The sequence below is a fragment of the Neisseria sp. 83E34 genome (assembly GCF_001308015.1).
Lineage (GTDB): Bacteria > Pseudomonadota > Gammaproteobacteria > Burkholderiales > Neisseriaceae > Neisseria.
On the sequence record NZ_LGYH01000012.1, the window covers coordinates 26019 to 42127 of the forward strand.

Below are 16109 nucleotides of genomic sequence, written 5' to 3' on the forward strand. Positions count from 1 at the left end.
AACAATTTATTCACATTATTCACACAGGTTATTTAACATGGCTAAAAATGTAGTAGTGATCGGTTCCCAATGGGGCGATGAAGGCAAAGGTAAGATAGTAGACTGGTTGGCAGAACAAGCCACCGGCGTAGTGCGCTTCCAAGGCGGCCATAACGCAGGCCACACTTTGGTTGTAGGCGGCAAAAAAACAATCTTACGCCTGATTCCAAGCGGCATTCTGCATGAAAATCTTGATTGCTTTATCGGTTCCGGCGTCGTAGTCAGCCCGGAAGCACTTTTGGCCGAAATTGACGAATTGAATGCAGCAGGTGTAAAAAACGTAGAAGGCCGCTTAAAAATCGCACCAACCTGCCCATTGATTCTGCCTTATCACATCGCATTGGATCAAGCGCGCGAAGCCTCACGCGGTGCGGGGAAAATCGGCACAACCGGACGTGGCATAGGGCCTGCATATGAAGACAAGGTAGCCCGCCGTGCAATTCGTGCCGGCGACTTATTCGACATTGAGAAAGTTGCCGAAAAAATCAAAACCAACGTTGAGCTTTACAATGTTCAACTGAAACATCTACACAATGCGGAACCGGTAAACTATGAAAAAATCATGGAAACCATCAGAGGTTTCAAAGACCGCATTCTACCGATGATTTCCGATGTATCGCGTACTCTGCATGAAAAAGGGCAAAAAGGTGAATGCCTGCTGTTTGAAGGTGCACAAGGTACGCTCTTAGACATTGATTACGGAACCTATCCTTTTGTAACTTCATCCAACTGCTCTGCAGGCGCAGCTGCACCCGGTGCGGGTGTTCCGCCACACATGTTGGATTATGTTTTAGGCATTGTTAAAGCTTACACCACCCGTGTAGGTTCCGGCCCGTTTCCTACCGAGTTGTTTGATGAGGTAGGTAAAGGCTTGGCGGAGCGCGGTCATGAGTTTGGTTCAGTAACCGGTCGGGCGCGCCGTTGCGGCTGGTTTGATGCCGCAGCCCTGAAACGTTCTATCCAAATCAACGGCATTACCGGCATGTGTATTACCAAGCTGGATGTTATGGATGGCATTAAAGAAATTAAGCTCTGTGTGGGCTACACTTTGCCTGATGGCAGCACAACCGATATTCTGCCTTTTGGTGCAGATTCAGTTGCAGGTTGCGAACCGATTTATGAAACTTTACCCGGCTGGAGTGAGACGACTTTCGGCGTAAAAGAATATGATAAGCTACCTGAAAATGCGAAAAAATACTTGAAACGCATCGAAGAAGTATGCGGCGCACCGATTGCTATTATCTCTACCGGCCCTGATCGCGACGAAACCATCTTGTTGCAACACCCGTTTGCCAACTGATTCAGTTTTTCATACACTTTAAAGGCGGCTCTTATAGCCGCCTTATTTAATAATCCCAATACTTTATATTATGAAATTCACCGACACCCACACACATCTTGCAGATGCTCGACTATACGGTCAGCTACAACCGGTTCTGCAGCAAGCAGGAAATGTTGGTGTTTGGCGTTTCATTGTTCCTTCCGCATCCGTTAATGATTGGAACAGAGTGGCGCAATTACAAATGCATTCTGTTCATTGCGCTTTCGGCATTCATCCCTGGTTTGCAGAAGAAGCCGATCAAGCTTCTTTAGGCAAACTCGATAAACTTTTGCAATTGCATCCTCACGCCCTAATTGGTGAAATCGGCCTGGATTATGCCAATAAAAAACAAGCGCCTGAATCTATCAATCAACAAAAAAATGTGCTCAGACAACAGCTCAAGCTTGCCACGCACCACAGCCGCCCCGTTATTCTGCACAATGTACACGCGGGTAATGACCTTATACGCACAATTAAAGAAACCGGCTTCTCAAAAGGCGGTTTCGCCCACGCTTTTTCAGGCAGCCTTGAGGAGGCAAACGAATTCATCAAGCTTGGTTTCAAAATAGGCATCGGCTGTTTATTACTGAATCCAACAGCAAAAAAAGCCCGCAAAGCCGCTTCAGAGCTGCCTTTGGAAAGCATCGTTTTGGAAACCGACAGCCCTTTTATGCTGAGAGACGAAACCAATGTTCCCGCCAATGTGTGCCGCATTGCGGAAATTGTGGCCGAACTACGCAATATTCCGCTACAAACCCTATCAGAGCAAACCGAAAAAAACGTGGATGCCATACTGAGTTTCTGCCGGTAACAGTTTCTATCGCGTTAAGCTTTCAGACAGGCATCAACCACTCTCGGAATCTGCTGGAAAGGTTTTTTTCATTTTTCAGATGCCTGTCTGAAAACTACTTTTTCAGACAGGCATTTCCATAATCACGACTATATTGCTTTCATACAACGAAGTTAAAGCACTCCCTTGCCTCAAGGCATAATCCCATTCATCATTACATTATTATTTTTTCTGCTCTATATCGCTATGCTTCCAGTCAAACCGCACAAATATCTGCCCCTGCTGCTGGCGCTGTCGATATTTATGCAAATGCTTGATGCCACTATTCTCAATACCGCATTCCCGAAATCAGCGGGGGCAACCTGCATAATGCCTTTCGTTATACTTTCTGGATAATCGGCATCATCACTTTTTCTCCCTCTCAAGTATTCGCCTGCCTGCATAAACATGACTGGGCAAATTTAACCGAACACTGAAACATTTTTCAGACAGACATCCTATCTGCCGTTTTCCAAGTCGGCCTAAGTTCTTTATAATGCAACACCATTTATCCTAATTAAATCTATAAAGTATGTTTGCCTTATTTTCGGACTTCACACATCTTATTCCGCAAATTGCCGACCAAACCGGTGCAGCTCTGCTTAAAAATACCGGCGAAGGATTCAAAAGCTTTATTCTTTCCCTCTTCGCACGAGACGAATTTGCTTCCCAATTCTTACAAACCAGCTTCCGCCACTTTTCCGGCTGGGTCGACATCACCGTGGCCGCAGCCATTATGATATTGGCTTATTGGCTGTCTTCTATTTGGATACGCAAAAAGCCAATTGATTATTCAGCCCGCTTTGCCTTTCTCCGCCATCTCGGGCAGAGGATTCTTTGGCCGATATTAATATTGGTGCTTACCTTTGTCGCATTGATCGTATGGAACGCCCTCGGCCTACAGCCGCTTTGGTTACGGCTGCTTTTATTAGCCGCACAATGGATGATTCTAATCCGCGCCGCATTGGCTATCGTTCATGCCGCCATGCCGGCTAACAAATTCAGCAGCTGGTTGGAAAATACGGTAGCCAGCACTCTGTGGGGATACTTTCTGCTTTGGGTTTCCGGCATAGATAGCATCATCATCAACTGGATGAAAGGCCTAACCTTTTCTATCGGTTCAGGTTCATTAAGTCTGTACACCATACTCACCGGCTTTATTTGGGTAGGTGTGGTTATGATGCTGGCTCTGTGGCTGTCTAAAACGATTCAAGCCAAATTAATGGGCAGCACCCAGCTCGATATCAACTTGAGAATCATGCTGTCCAATATAATCAAAACCGTTTTGGTTATATTATCCGTGTTAATCGCCCTGCCGTTGGTCGGTATCAACTTAACCGTATTGTCAGTGTTTGGTGGTGCATTGGGTGTGGGTATCGGTTTTGCATTGCAAAAAATTGCCAGCAACTATATTTCCGGCTTCATTATTCTCGGCGACCGCTCCATCCGCCCCGGCGACAGACTTACCGTAAATAACTTTACCGGCTACGTTACCAAAATTACCTCGCGCTTTGTGGTATTACGCAGCACCACCGGCTCGGAAGCATTAGTGCCGAATGAAACATTTATCACCTCAATGGTGATCAACGAATCGTATACCGGCAAATCTCTTTCTCAGAGCCTGAGCGTTCAGGTTTCTTACAGTTCCGATATTGTGCGTGCAATGGAAATCATGAAGGCGGCCGCAGCGGCACAAGAGCGCGTTGAAACCTCACCGGAACCGAATGCCTTTTTAATCGGCTTCGGCGATAACGGCATTGATTTGAGCGTAACTTTTTGGGTAAAAGACCCTGAAAACGGCTTCCTCGGCCTGTTTTCCGCTATATTGCTGGATATTTGGAAGCGTTTTAATGAAGAGAACATCGAATTCCCGTTCCCACAACGCGAAGTGCGCATCCTTAACGAAGCTGCCGAACCCAGCGATATGGCTATCTTGCGGGCAGGCCTTAAAGCCCGCGGCGATACCGAATCCGTCGACCCGGGCAGCGACGAATGAATCAAGCCAAACCCTTAAAACAACCCATCTCCGTGCTGGTCGTACTTCACGACGGTACGGGGCAGGTTTTATTACTGGAGCGCGCCGACAATGCAGGGTTCTGGCAGTCTGTAACCGGCAGTATCGAAACCGGCGAAAGCCTGTCTGAAACCGCCCTCCGCGAAGTCTGGGAAGAAACCGGTATCAGGCTGAATGCCGAAGATTTAAATGATTGGCAAGAAAGTACGGTATATGAAATCTACCCGCACTGGCGCTGGCGCTATCCGGAGGGCGTCACACACAATACCGAACACATATTTTCAGCCGTCATCGCCAAATCAAGCAAGATTACTCTGGCAGAACACGTTTCCTACCGATGGCTGCCGGCAGAAGAAGCCGCAGAATTGGTATTTTCCCCATCCAACCGTCTTGCCATTTTAAATTTGGCTAAACATTGAAAATGCCTGTCTGCAAAGATTGAATATCCTTTCAGACAGGCATATATTAAATATATAGCTTCAACAAATAATACGGAAAACACCACAACCATGTCTGTCAATCCCATTATTATTACCACCTATAATATGCACAAAGGCATGTCGCCGCTCAACCGCTTTGTGCAAGTCGACAGTATGGCAGAAGCCATCCAAAGTCTGCGTTCCGATATTTTATTTTTACAAGAAGTACAAGGCGAAAACCTGCGCCGCCAGCTCAAGCTGCCCGCTTTCCCCAAAGCTCCCCATTACGACATTTTGAGCGACCGTCTGGATTATTACTCAAGCTACGGCAAAAACGCCATATATAAGGAAAAACACCACGGCAATGCCATTTTGAGCCACCTGCCCATCCACACACAACACAATCTGAACATCACCGTCAACAAGCTTGAGCGGCGCGGCGTTTTGCATTGCGAAATCCATCCCGAAGGCTGGCCTTTCCCCATCGTATGCCTGTGCGCCCACCTCAATCTGCTGGAAGTTGACCGCGTTAAGCAATACACCGCCATCTTCGAATACGTTACCACCTACGTTGCACCGCAAAGCCCGCTTATTCTTGCCGGCGACTTCAACGATTGGCGCCACAAATCCTGCATGAACATAGGCAGCGCGCTGGGCTTGAAAGAAGTGTTTATCGACTATTTCGGCTCCCGGCCCAAAACCTTTCCCGCCCGTATGCCGTTTTTAAGCCTCGACCGAATCTATACGCGCAATTTGGATATTCTCGACGCCAAACTACACAACGGTAACCCCTGGCAAAACCTTTCCGACCATCTTCCGCTAAGTGCCACACTGGCGCCCACCTCCTTTTAACCGGCTTTCGTTCCCCTTAAAGGAAGAAAGCTTTTCAGGCGGCACAATTCACGGTATAGTGTAAAAACAAGTAATCAAATATACCGTACACCCCTATGGATTACCTGAGAAAGATGCCTTTCATAATCGTATTTATCGATAAAAAAGGCCATTCCTATGATGACAGCAGCCGCGACCTGAATGCCTACATTCAGCGCCACCCCTTTATTATTCCGCGTCTGCATCAGCCACGCTTTTCCGCTAAAATTCTGGAAATTGCCGCCCACCAATGCGGCATGAGGGTTGTCCGCCGTCCTGCCGACAATCTCGTACCCCGCAACCTGACCTATGTTATCCGAAAAAATATTTTTAAAAACGATGAAGAGCTGTGGAAATTCATCAACAAGCCTGAAAACCTCAACTCCGTAAAATAAGCTCCGTACAAAATAGTACGGGCTTTTTTCAGACAGGCATATAGAAAGAAAAAAATGCTTTTAATGATTGATAATTACGATAGTTTCACATACAACATCGTGCAATATTTCGGCGAACTGGGGCAGGAAGTGCTCGTGCGCCGCAACGACGATATTAGCATGGAAGAAATAGAAAGCCTTTCCCCCCAATACCTCATTATCGGCCCCGGCCCTTGTTCGCCCAAAGAAGCCGGCATCTCCGTTGCCGCCATGCAGCATTTCGCCGGCAAACTCCCCATCATGGGCATTTGTCTCGGGCATCAAACCATAGGAGAAGCTTTCGGCGGCAATATCGTTCGTGCGCAAACCCTGATGCACGGCAAAGTTTCACCTGTAAAACATCTCGGTCAAGGCATGTTCCGCAACCTGCCCAACCCCGTAACCTGCACGCGCTACCACAGCCTGGTTATCGACCGCGCCACCCTGCCCGACTGCCTTGAAATCACCGCTTGGACGGACGACGGCGAAATCATGGGCGTGCGCCATAAAACCCTGCCCATCGAAGGCGTGCAGTTTCACCCCGAAGGGCTGCTTACCGAACACGGCCATGATATGCTGAACAACTTTTTAGAAGCATTCAAAACCTTCAATGCCTGTCTGAAAACCGAATAATACAATCTGCAATCTCAAGAAGAATTATGATCACCCCTCAACAAGCAATCGCCCGCCTTATCGATAATAATGAGCTTTTTTATGATGAAATGACCGACCTGATGCGTCAGATTATGAGCGGCCAAGTTCCTTCCGAACAAATCGCCGCCATTCTGGTCGGCTTAAGGGTCAAAGTGGAAACCATATCTGAAATCAGCGCAGCTGCTGCCGTGATGCGCGAGTTTGCCACGCCCGTACCCGTAATCAACCACGCAAATCTGGTGGATATCGTCGGCACCGGCGGAGACGGCGCCAAAACATTCAATATTTCCAGCACCACCACCTTTGTTGCCGCAGCAGCAGGCGTGCGCATCGCCAAACACGGCAACCGCTCGGTATCCTCTTCCAGCGGCGCAGCCGACGTGATGGAGCAAATGGGCGTATCGCTCGCCCTCTCACCCGAGCAAGTAGGGCGATGCATCGACGAAACCGGCATAGGTTTTATGTTTGCTCCAAACCATCATAACGCCATGCGCTATGTCGCCCCCGTGCGCCGCTCGCTCGGCATTCGAACCATGTTCAATATTTTAGGCCCGCTCACCAACCCTGCCGGCGCGCCAAACCAGCTGCTCGGCGTATTCCATATCGACTTATGCGGCATCCTCTCCCGCGTTTTGCAGCAACTCGGTTCCAAACATGTGATGGTTATTTGCGGAAAAGACGGGCTGGACGAAATCACCCTGACCGGCACCACCCGGGTTGCCGAACTCAAAAACAACAAAATCAACGAATACGATATTTCACCTGAGGAATTCGGCATTCCGCTGCGCGAAAACCTCAACGAAATCCGCGTAGATAACAGCCAACAATCTCTCGAAATGATGAACGCCGTATTGGCCAGCCAACCCGGCGCCGCACGCGACATCGTATTGCTCAATTCCGCCGCAGCCATCTACACCGGCGGCAAGGCGGACTCCCTGGCAGAAGGTTTTGAAGCCGCCAAAGAAGCGCTCGATTCAGGCCGTGCCAAAGCCAAGCAGCAAGAACTGATTGCCTACACGCAAAAACTGGCACAAGAGCAAAACGCTTAGCCTGATATTCCCAATATACCGGCACAAAACAATGCCTGTCTGAAACACTTTCAGACAGGCATTCTTCATTACCAATCGTTTTTTACGACTTCTTAGCTTTAAAGCCCAGCAAATGCTGCTGTGTCGCCAGCCACGCGCCGCCCATGCCCAGCGCGGTAACCACCAACAACACCAGCAAAATTTCCGAGAAAGTGAAAAAACGCCATTCAATATTCACGCCGTAAGGTTTGAATATCTGGTTGACCAAAGGCCGGCTCGAAGCCATCAACCAAGCGCATAACACCAAGCTCACGCCGGCAGCCAAAAGGCTTTGCCATGCAGCCTGATAAAGAAAAGGCCGACGGATAAACGATGAAGGCGCACCCAAAAGTTTGGTAATTTCAATCTCTTCTTTGCGGCTCAGAATCTGCAAACGGATGGTATTGTGCGCCACCAACACAAAAGCCAAGCTCAAAGTAACCGCAAGAAAATAAAATATTTTTCGGATAAAATCGTTCACTTGGTAAAGCGTTTGCATCCATTCCGCATCAAGCTGCGCACTTTCCACCATAGGAAACTCGTTCAAATCATTTTGCAATGCCTTCATCTGCTCCGGCGCAGGATGGCCTTGCGGCGTTACAATAAACACATCGGGCAGCGGGTTTTCATCCAGCATCGACACCAAATCCTGCCCGCCCATGCTTTTTTGCAATTCATCCAAGCCCTGCTGCTTACCGACAAATTCATATTTCTCAATCCGCTTGTCTTGCGACAAAAGTTTGCGCACTTCTTCATTGTCGCCCGAATCCGCACTCAGCTCCATATAAAGCGTAATTTGCGGCGCTTCTTTCATTTTACCGATCAACGCCTGCGCACTCTGCACACCAAGATAAAGCGACAACGGCAAGGTCATCGCAATCGAAAGCATGATAAGAATCAAAAACATACCAAAAGGTTGGCGGACAAACTGCGCAGCTGCGCTCTTGGCCGACTCGGTATGCAGCGAAAAATAATGTTTCAGATTCATTATGCGAACCTCCCTTGGTGCAAACGCAGAATCCGGTGGCCGTAGTCCGCCATCAAACTTTCATCATGCGCCGCCACAATAACCGTGGTGCCCGCTTCATGAAATGTTTTAAACAACTCCATAATATCCAGAGCATAAGCGCGGTCTAAGTTGGCCGAAGGTTCATCGGCAATCAGCAAACTGGGCTGGTGAACCACAGCTCGGGCGATACACAGCCTTTGCTGCTCACCGCCCGACATGGTAATCGGATCCGCCTTTTCCTTGCCCGCCAACCCCACTTTTTCAATCGCAATCATCGCCCGCTCTTCCGCCGCTTTCACGTCATAGCCGGTAATACGCAGCGGCAGAATCACATTTTGCAGCACATTGCGGTCATAAAGGATTTTATGGTCTTGAAAAACAATGCCGATATGTTGGCGCAGAAAACCGAGTTGGTTATCGGAAAGATCGCTGATATTCTGATTATTCATCCAAACCTTGCCTTCGGTGGGCTTGGTGATTCCGGCAATCAGCTTGAGCACGGTTGACTTGCCCGCACCGGAATGGCCTGCCAGAAAAATCATTTCGCCTTTATTAATCTGAAAGCTCAGATTCTTGATTGCGGCAAACCCGCCCGGGTAGATTTTAGAGACTTGTTCGAATCGTATCATGATGGTTGTCTGTGAATTATTTAAGCCAATGTAATATTTAAACCAATATCTGACCGATTATACAATAAGGCCGACTAAAACCGCCCGTCTGTTTTATAATGTGAAACAAATCCAAGATAAAAGGAAACACAATGTTAACCCCCGATCAAGTGAAGCAAATGATTGCAGATATCGCCGCATGTGAACATATTGAAGTGGAAGGCGACGGCCATCATTTTTTTGCCACCATCGTTTCCAGCCAATTTCAAGGCAAAGCCCGCTTGGCACGCCACCGCATGATTAAAGACGGTCTGGCCGAGAAGCTCGCATCCAACGAATTACACGCCCTTTCCATTCAAACTGCCGCCACGCCTGAAGAATGGGCAGCCAGAGGCAACTGATAAAAGGTTTCCGGCGATGATGGATAAACGAACCTACCTGCAAGCTTTCATCATTCACTTGCAAATCAATCAAATTCCGTTTAAAGAAAAAAGCGACCATATTTATCTGTCACAAAGCAACCATCGTTTTTTTCTGGAAATGCTCGTTTACGAAAACGGCACATTCGAAACACTCATCACTGATTTGGGCAGCGGCTCGTTCGCCAAGCGCGAGCAAGGCGAATGGGTAGATGCCAACGATTTGAAAGCGCGGCTGCAATCCTATCAGGATATTCTAAACAAAGCCCGTTAACCTAAACCAATGCCTGTCTGAAAATATTCAGACAGGCATTGCCAACCCATATCCCAAAACCGCCTTTATCTTTTATAATTCCAAATTCGGCGTCATAAGCCGTAACCATTCATTCTGAAGCAGCCCAAACGCGCTGCCAGCCATACTCGAAAGACCAAAACTGTGGATAAACTCAAAATCTCCGCCAACGGCCCGTTAAACGGCGAAATTACCGTATCCGGCGCAAAAAACGCCGCCCTGCCGCTGATGTGCGCCGGCCTGCTCACCGCAGGCACTTTACGCTTGAAAAACGTACCCATGCTGCGCGACGTGAAAACCACCCAAAAACTGCTGCAAGGCATGGGCGCACGCGTGCTGACCGACAATGTGCACGAATTTGAAATCAACGGCGGCACGGTCAACAACACCGTTGCCCCGTATGAATTGGTGAAAACCATGCGCGCTTCGATTCTGGTGCTCGGCCCCACGCTGGCGCGCTTCGGCGAAGCCCAAGTGAGTTTGCCCGGCGGCTGCGCCATCGGTTCGCGCCCCGTTGACCAACATTTGAAAGGTTTGGAAGCAATGGGTGCGGAAATTACCATCGAGCATGGATATGTGAAGGCCAAAGGCCGCTTGAAAGGCGCGCGCGTGGTGATGGATGTGGTTACCGTGGGCGGCACTGAAAACCTGCTGATGGCCGCGACTTTGGCCGAAGGTACCACCATCTTGGAAAACTGCGCTATCGAGCCGGAAGTAGTGGATTTGGCCGAATGCTTAGTAAAAATGGGCGCGAAAATCAGCGGCATCGGCACATCCATTATGACTGTCGAAGGCGTGAAAGAATTGCACGGCTGCGAACACAGCGTTGTGCCCGACCGTATCGAAGCCGGCACGTTCCTGTGTGCCGTCGCCATGACCGGCGGCAAAGTGGTGTTGCGCAACGCCGCACCGAAAACCATGGAAGTGGTGTTGGATAAACTGGTGGAAGCCGGCGCGATTATCGAAGCGGGCGACGACTGGATTTCTATCGACATGCAGCAACGCCCCAAAGCCGTCGATATCCGCACCGTGCCGCATCCCGGTTTCCCCACCGATATGCAGGCGCAGTTTATGGTGATGAATGCCATCGCCGAAGGCACCGGCAAAGTGGTGGAAACCATTTTTGAAAACCGCTTCATGCACGTGCCCGAGTTGAACCGTATGGGCGCGAACATCACCGCCGAAGGCAATACCGCGATTGTGAAAGGCGTGGAAAGATTGTCCGGCGCCACCGTGATGGCCACCGACCTGCGCGCTTCCGCCAGCTTGGTGATGGCGGGCTTGGTTGCCGACGGCGAAACCATAGTCGAACGCATATACCACCTCGACCGCGGTTACGAGCATATCGAAACCAAGCTCGGCAAAGTGGGCGCGAAAATCGAACGCATCAGTTGATGTGCTGCGGCTAGGCGGTAAACCACTGTTTTCCTAACAACCCCAGTTAAGGAGCATGCCATGAAAGTTTACACAGCAGAAGAAATGCGGCAACACGAGCAAATGGCCGTAAATAAAGGCATCAGTTTTGCCCAGCTTATGGAAAACGCGGGCAGCGCGGCGGCAGGCGATCTGCTCAAACGTTTTCCCGAGGCCGGTCGCGCGCTGATTGTGTGTGGGAAAGGCAATAACGGAGGAGACGGCTTGGTTATCGCCCGCATCTTACAGGCAGCGGGTTGGCAGGCCGATATTGTGTTTGTGTTAGGCAATGAATTATCGCCGCTGGCAGAAACCAACCGGCAAAAGCTGCTCAACCTGCCGGGCATTGAGTTTACCGAACTCAATGCCTGTCTGAAAAAGCCTTACACCTTAATTATCGACGGCATTTTCGGCACCGGTTTTACCGGCGCGCTGCCCCAAGCGGTAGCGGAAGCCTGCCGTAGTTTAAACGCCATGCCCGGCACCAAAATCGCGCTGGATATTCCTACCGGCTTAAACTGCGATACGTCCGAAGCCGATGCCGACACCTTTCAGGCCGACATTACCTACACGTTCGCCGCCTACAAACCCGCACATCTTGATGAAGCCGGCAAAGCTTATTGCGGCGAAACCCTATGTTTGGATATAGGAATTGAATAACACACTGCTGCACAACAAATTCATAAGCAGCCATCCAATGCCTGTCTGAAAACCACGCCGCCTTTTTCAGACAGGCATTGCCTTTAAACCCGCGATTCTCATCACCCACATGCACACAACAGAAAACCACCACGCATCCGGCGAAAAGCGCAAAGGCTTATGGTATGCGCTGGGCTGCTATTCCATCTGGGGGCTGTTCCCGATTTACTGGTATCCGCTCAACCAATCGGCCATAGGCGCCGATCAGATTTTAGCGCAGCGTATCGTTTGGTCGGCCATATTCGCCCTGCTCATGTTGCTTATATTCAAGCAAACTGCTGCCGTGCGCGCCGCGTTTAAGCAACCCAGAGTTTTGGGGCTGCTGATGCTTTCATCTTTTCTGATCGGCATCAACTGGCTGGTTTATCTGTGGGCGATTGTCAACCATCATGTGCTGGATGCCAGCCTCGGCTATTTCATCAACCCCTTGTTCAACGTGTTGCTCGGCGGCCTGATTTTTAAAGAACAATTAAACCGCGCCCAAAAATCTGCCGTAGTGCTCGCCTTTATCGGCATCCTCTGGCTGGCGCTGCCTGCCGGGCAGATTCCGTGGGTAGCCCTGCTGCTTGCCTTCAGCTTCGGCGGCTACGGCCTGATACGCAAACTCGCCCCGATGGAAGCCTTACCCGGCTTGGCTTTGGAAACTTTGCTTATCGTGCCTTTCGCACTGGCTTATCTGGCTTGGTGCTATACGCAAGGCACATTGGTTTTCGGCGAACTCAACACCCTGCAAATCTCACTCCTGATCGGCTCCGGCGCCATCACCACCATCCCGCTGCTGTTTTTCGCCGCCAGTGCCAAGCGCATCCCATTATCATTGCTCGGCATTTTGCAATACGGCGCGCCGACTTTGCAGTTTTTAATCGGGCTGACTTTGTTTGGCGAAAGCTTCGATTTCAACCGCTTCATCGGCTATTTATGGGTGTGGACGGGGGTGGCCGTTTTTCTGCTTGCCGGCTGGCGGGCAAGAAAAATGCCTGTCTGAAACTTTCAGACAGGCATTTCAACAACTATTTCATATTAGCCGATAGAAGCGTTCACAAATGCCACCAACTGGCCTTTAGCCAATGCGCCCACTTTAGTGGCAACGCTTTGGCCGTTTTTAAACACCATCAGCGTCGGAATACCGCGCACACCGAATTGCGCAGGCGTTTGCTGGTTATCGTCAATATTGATTTTCACCACTTTCACTTTACCTTCAAACTCAGCCGCCACTTCGTCCAAAATCGGCGCGATCATTCTGCAGGGGCCACACCACGGCGCCCAGAAATCCAACAACACAGGCACATCTGATTTCAAAACATCTTGCTCGAAAGAAGCATCGGTAGCGTGTACGACTAAATTGCTCATATTTTTTCCTTTTCTTTTGGAATAGATAGCCATGAAAAATCAAACTTCACAGCCATAGCTTGAATTAAAACTCACCTGCCTGTGAGGATAAGGCCGCCGGGCTTAAATTTCAAGCCTTATTATGCGCTAATAGTTTTTTCGTATAGTCGTTATCAGGATTTGCAAACACCGCCTCACAATCGCCCTCTTCCACTATCGCGCCGTCTTTCAACACCATCACGCGGTGCGACAAAGCATAAATCACCACCAAATCATGGCTAATGATGATCAGGCTCAAGCCGTGTTCCCGTTGCAAATCGCCCAAAAGCTTCAAAATCTGCTGTTGCCATTGCACATCAAGCGCACTGGTCGGCTCGTCGAGCACCAAAATTTTAGGGCGCACAATAATCGCGCGTGCAATCGCCAGCCGCTGCCGCTGCCCGCCGGAAAACTCGTGCGGGTAGCGCTCGAGAATATCGCCGCCCAACCCCACGGTTTGCAACACCTCAAGCACCCGTGCCTTTTTTTGCGCCGCATCCAACGCCGGCTCGTACACATTCAAAGCTTCAGACACTATTTCCAACACATTCATACGCGGGTTAAACGCCCCGAACGGATCTTGAAACACCATCTGAGTTTCGCGCCGCAAATCCGGTCGCCAAGCTTCGCCCCGGATTTTCAGGCTGCCTTTTGCCGGCATCAGCTTCACCAAAGCCTTCGCCAGCGTGGTTTTTCCACTGCCGCTCTCACCGATCACACCCAGCGTTTCACCGCTTTTCAGCCTGAACGACACCGGTTGCAGCAGCACTTTTTCCCGCTTTTTAAACCAACCCGCCCGCTCGCTAACCGACACGCTGACCTGCCCGGCCTCCATCACCGTTTCCGCTTTTTCAGACAGACATTGCACCCTGCGCTCGGGCACGGCATTCAGTAACATGCGCGTATATTCATGCTGCGGCCTCGCAAACACCTCCGCCACGCTGCCCTGCTCCACCACGCGCCCGTGCTGCATCACCACCACATTATCGGCAAAGCGGCGCACCAAGTTCAAATCATGGCTGATATAAAGCAGCGTCATATTTTTCGATTGTTGCAAGCGCCCGAGCAAATCCAAAATCTGCGCCTGCACCGCCACATCCAGCGCCGTGGTCGGCTCGTCGGCAATCAGTAGCTTAGGTTCCGCCGCCACCGCCATCGCAATCATCGCCCGCTGCCGCTGCCCGCCGGAAAGCTGAAACGGATAGGCAAACGCTTTTTCTTCGGGATGGTGAATGCCCGTTTCCGCCAGCAGTTCCACCGCCCGCGCCCACGCCTGTTTCTTATCCAAACCCAAATGCAGCGTCAACACCTCGGCAATTTGCGCACCCACGCGCATCACAGGGTTCAGCGCCGTCATCGGCTCCTGAAACACCATGCCTATTTCCCGCCCGCGCAAACGCCGCAGCTGCCGCTCGCTGCAATCAAGCAGGTTTTCGCCGTTAAATTTCAGGCTGCCGCTCAGCGACACATCCGGATTCAAACGCATAATCCCCTGCGCCAGCACCGTTTTGCCGCTGCCGCTTTCACCCACAACCGCCGTTTTGCTGCCTTGTTTGACGTTGAGGTTGATGTCGTACAGCACTTGTTTGCCGGGGAACGAGGCATTTAGATTTTCAATTTGCAGAATATTCGTCATCCCCTCGCCCTCACATCAAACGCATGCCGCAGCCCTTCGCCTATCATTACCAGCAAAAGCAACATCACGGTCAGCGTGCCGAATGCAGACAGGCCTATCCACCAAGCATCGAGGTTGTCTTTACCTTGCGCCAAGAGTTCACCCAAGCTGGCTTGCGAAGCGGGCACGCCCAAACCGAGGAAGTCGAGGCTGGTGAGGGCGAGCACACCGCCGGAGATGCGGAAAGGCAGGAAAGCGAGCACGGGGGTTAGGCTGTTGGGCAGGATGTGGCGCCACATGATGGTGCGGTCGGGCACGCCCATGCTTTTGGCGGCCAGCACATAATCAGCCTGCCGGTTTTTAAGAAATTCTGCGCGTACATAGTCGGATAAACCCATCCAGCCGAACAATGAAAGCAGAAACAGCAGCACCAACAAGCCGGGGTTGAAGAATGATGAAAGGATAATCAGCAGATAAAGCTCGGGCATGCCGCCCCAGATTTCCATAAAGCGCTGCATCAGCAAATCGGTTTTACCGCCGAAATAGCCTTGCACGGCGCCGGCCAACACGCCGATGGTGGTGGTAACGGCGGTTAACACCAAGGCAAACAGCAGTGAATCGCGGAAGCCGTAAACCAATCTTGCCAACACATCACGGCCACGGTCGTCGGTGCCCAGCAGGTGGTTGGCAGACGGCGGCGCGGGGTCGGGCAGCGTGTCGAAATCGTTTAAGGTGTTGGCGGCGTAGGGGTTCACGGGATAAACCGCGCGGTTGCCGCTGCTGGTGATATTGTGTTTGATAAGCGGGTCGAGATAATCGGCGGGAGTATCGAAGTCGCCGCCGAAATCTTTGTCGTAATAGGTTTTGAAAATAGGAAAGTAGTGGCGGCCTTCATAGTTGACCCACAAGGGTTTATCGTTGCTCCAGAAAGGCGCGAGCAAGGCGGCGGCAAAAAGCATCAGCAGGATGATCAGGCTGATGCTGCCGCGCTTATGTTTTTTAAATGATTGCCACGCTTTTGCGGCTAAGATGTTTCGCATAAGTCTCCGTTTGGTCTATG

The 16109-nt window shown here is 50.5% G+C and carries 18 protein-coding genes; 13 read left to right on the plus strand and 5 right to left on the minus strand.

The window, feature by feature from the left end:
- Positions 1–37 precede the first annotated feature (37 nt).
- From AKG09_RS10595 to trpD, 8 genes are all read left to right on the plus strand, one after another.
- Positions 38–1339 carry an adenylosuccinate synthase gene (locus AKG09_RS10595; protein WP_054619415.1) on the plus strand — a complete coding sequence of 434 codons (1302 nt, stop codon included), beginning with the start codon at positions 38–40 and terminating at the stop codon, positions 1337–1339.
- Positions 1340–1409: 70 nt separating this feature from the next.
- Positions 1410–2171 (plus strand): TatD family hydrolase, encoded by a 762-nt coding sequence (locus AKG09_RS10600; protein ID WP_054619416.1) that lies wholly within the window; start codon positions 1410–1412, stop codon positions 2169–2171.
- 550 nt (positions 2172–2721) lie between these two features.
- Entirely contained in the window at positions 2722–4185 is a 1464-nt protein-coding gene (locus AKG09_RS10610; RefSeq protein WP_082391996.1) for a mechanosensitive ion channel family protein, read from the plus strand.
- A complete protein-coding gene (nudB, locus tag AKG09_RS10615) occupies positions 4182–4622 on the plus strand; it encodes a dihydroneopterin triphosphate diphosphatase (RefSeq protein WP_054619418.1) in 441 nt (146 codons plus the stop codon). Before AKG09_RS10610 ends, nudB begins: the two co-directional genes overlap by 4 nt.
- A gap of 90 nt (positions 4623–4712) precedes the next feature.
- Entirely contained in the window at positions 4713–5474 is a 762-nt protein-coding gene (locus AKG09_RS10620; RefSeq protein ID WP_054619419.1) for an endonuclease/exonuclease/phosphatase family protein, read from the plus strand.
- 113 nt (positions 5475–5587) lie between these two features.
- Positions 5588–5887: a hypothetical protein gene (locus AKG09_RS10625; protein WP_231623934.1), complete on the plus strand. Its 300-nt coding sequence runs from the start codon at positions 5588–5590 to the stop codon at positions 5885–5887.
- Between the two features lie 54 nt (positions 5888–5941).
- Positions 5942–6538, plus strand: coding sequence for an aminodeoxychorismate/anthranilate synthase component II (locus AKG09_RS10630; protein WP_054619421.1), 597 nt, complete (start codon positions 5942–5944; stop codon positions 6536–6538).
- 26 nt (positions 6539–6564) lie between these two features.
- Positions 6565–7608 (plus strand): anthranilate phosphoribosyltransferase, encoded by a 1044-nt coding sequence (gene trpD, locus AKG09_RS10635; RefSeq protein WP_054619422.1) that lies wholly within the window; start codon positions 6565–6567, stop codon positions 7606–7608.
- A gap of 82 nt (positions 7609–7690) precedes the next feature.
- On the opposite strand, the gene ftsX is transcribed toward trpD, so the two are convergent.
- Positions 7691–8614, minus strand: coding sequence for a permease-like cell division protein FtsX (ftsX, locus tag AKG09_RS10640; RefSeq protein WP_054619423.1), 924 nt, complete (start codon positions 8612–8614; stop codon positions 7691–7693).
- A complete protein-coding gene (gene ftsE, locus AKG09_RS10645) occupies positions 8614–9264 on the minus strand; it encodes a cell division ATP-binding protein FtsE (protein WP_054619424.1) in 651 nt (216 codons plus the stop codon). The genes ftsX and ftsE overlap by 1 nt, the downstream gene beginning before the upstream one ends.
- 131 nt (positions 9265–9395) lie before the next feature.
- Between ftsE and AKG09_RS10650 the strand changes: the two genes are divergently transcribed.
- From AKG09_RS10650 to rarD, 5 genes are all read left to right on the plus strand, one after another.
- A complete protein-coding gene (locus AKG09_RS10650; protein ID WP_054619425.1) occupies positions 9396–9644 on the plus strand; it encodes a BolA family protein in 249 nt (82 codons plus the stop codon).
- Between the two features lie 16 nt (positions 9645–9660).
- On the plus strand, positions 9661–9936 hold the full coding sequence (locus AKG09_RS10655; RefSeq protein ID WP_054619426.1) for a hypothetical protein: 276 nt from the start codon (positions 9661–9663) through the stop codon (positions 9934–9936).
- Positions 9937–10098: 162 nt separating this feature from the next.
- A complete protein-coding gene (gene murA / locus AKG09_RS10660) occupies positions 10099–11349 on the plus strand; it encodes a UDP-N-acetylglucosamine 1-carboxyvinyltransferase (protein ID WP_054619427.1) in 1251 nt (416 codons plus the stop codon).
- 60 nt (positions 11350–11409) lie between these two features.
- Positions 11410–12027 carry an NAD(P)H-hydrate epimerase gene (locus AKG09_RS10665; RefSeq protein ID WP_054619428.1) on the plus strand — a complete coding sequence of 206 codons (618 nt, stop codon included), beginning with the start codon at positions 11410–11412 and terminating at the stop codon, positions 12025–12027.
- Positions 12028–12136: 109 nt separating this feature from the next.
- Positions 12137–13051: an EamA family transporter RarD gene (gene rarD, locus AKG09_RS10670; RefSeq protein WP_054619429.1), complete on the plus strand. Its 915-nt coding sequence runs from the start codon at positions 12137–12139 to the stop codon at positions 13049–13051.
- Between the two features lie 35 nt (positions 13052–13086).
- Here the strand turns inward: rarD and trxA are convergent, their stop codons facing one another.
- From trxA to AKG09_RS10685, 3 genes are all read right to left on the minus strand, one after another.
- The gene (gene trxA / locus AKG09_RS10675) at positions 13087–13416 is read right to left on the minus strand and encodes a thioredoxin TrxA (protein ID WP_009116303.1); all 330 of its coding nucleotides are present in this window, start codon (positions 13414–13416) and stop codon (positions 13087–13089) included.
- A 109-nt stretch (positions 13417–13525) separates the two neighbouring features.
- Positions 13526–15070: an ABC transporter ATP-binding protein gene (locus tag AKG09_RS10680; RefSeq protein ID WP_054619430.1), complete on the minus strand. Its 1545-nt coding sequence runs from the start codon at positions 15068–15070 to the stop codon at positions 13526–13528.
- The gene (locus AKG09_RS10685; RefSeq protein WP_054619431.1) at positions 15067–16089 is read right to left on the minus strand and encodes an ABC transporter permease; all 1023 of its coding nucleotides are present in this window, start codon (positions 16087–16089) and stop codon (positions 15067–15069) included. Before AKG09_RS10685 ends, AKG09_RS10680 begins: the two co-directional genes overlap by 4 nt.
- Positions 16090–16109 lie beyond the last annotated feature (20 nt).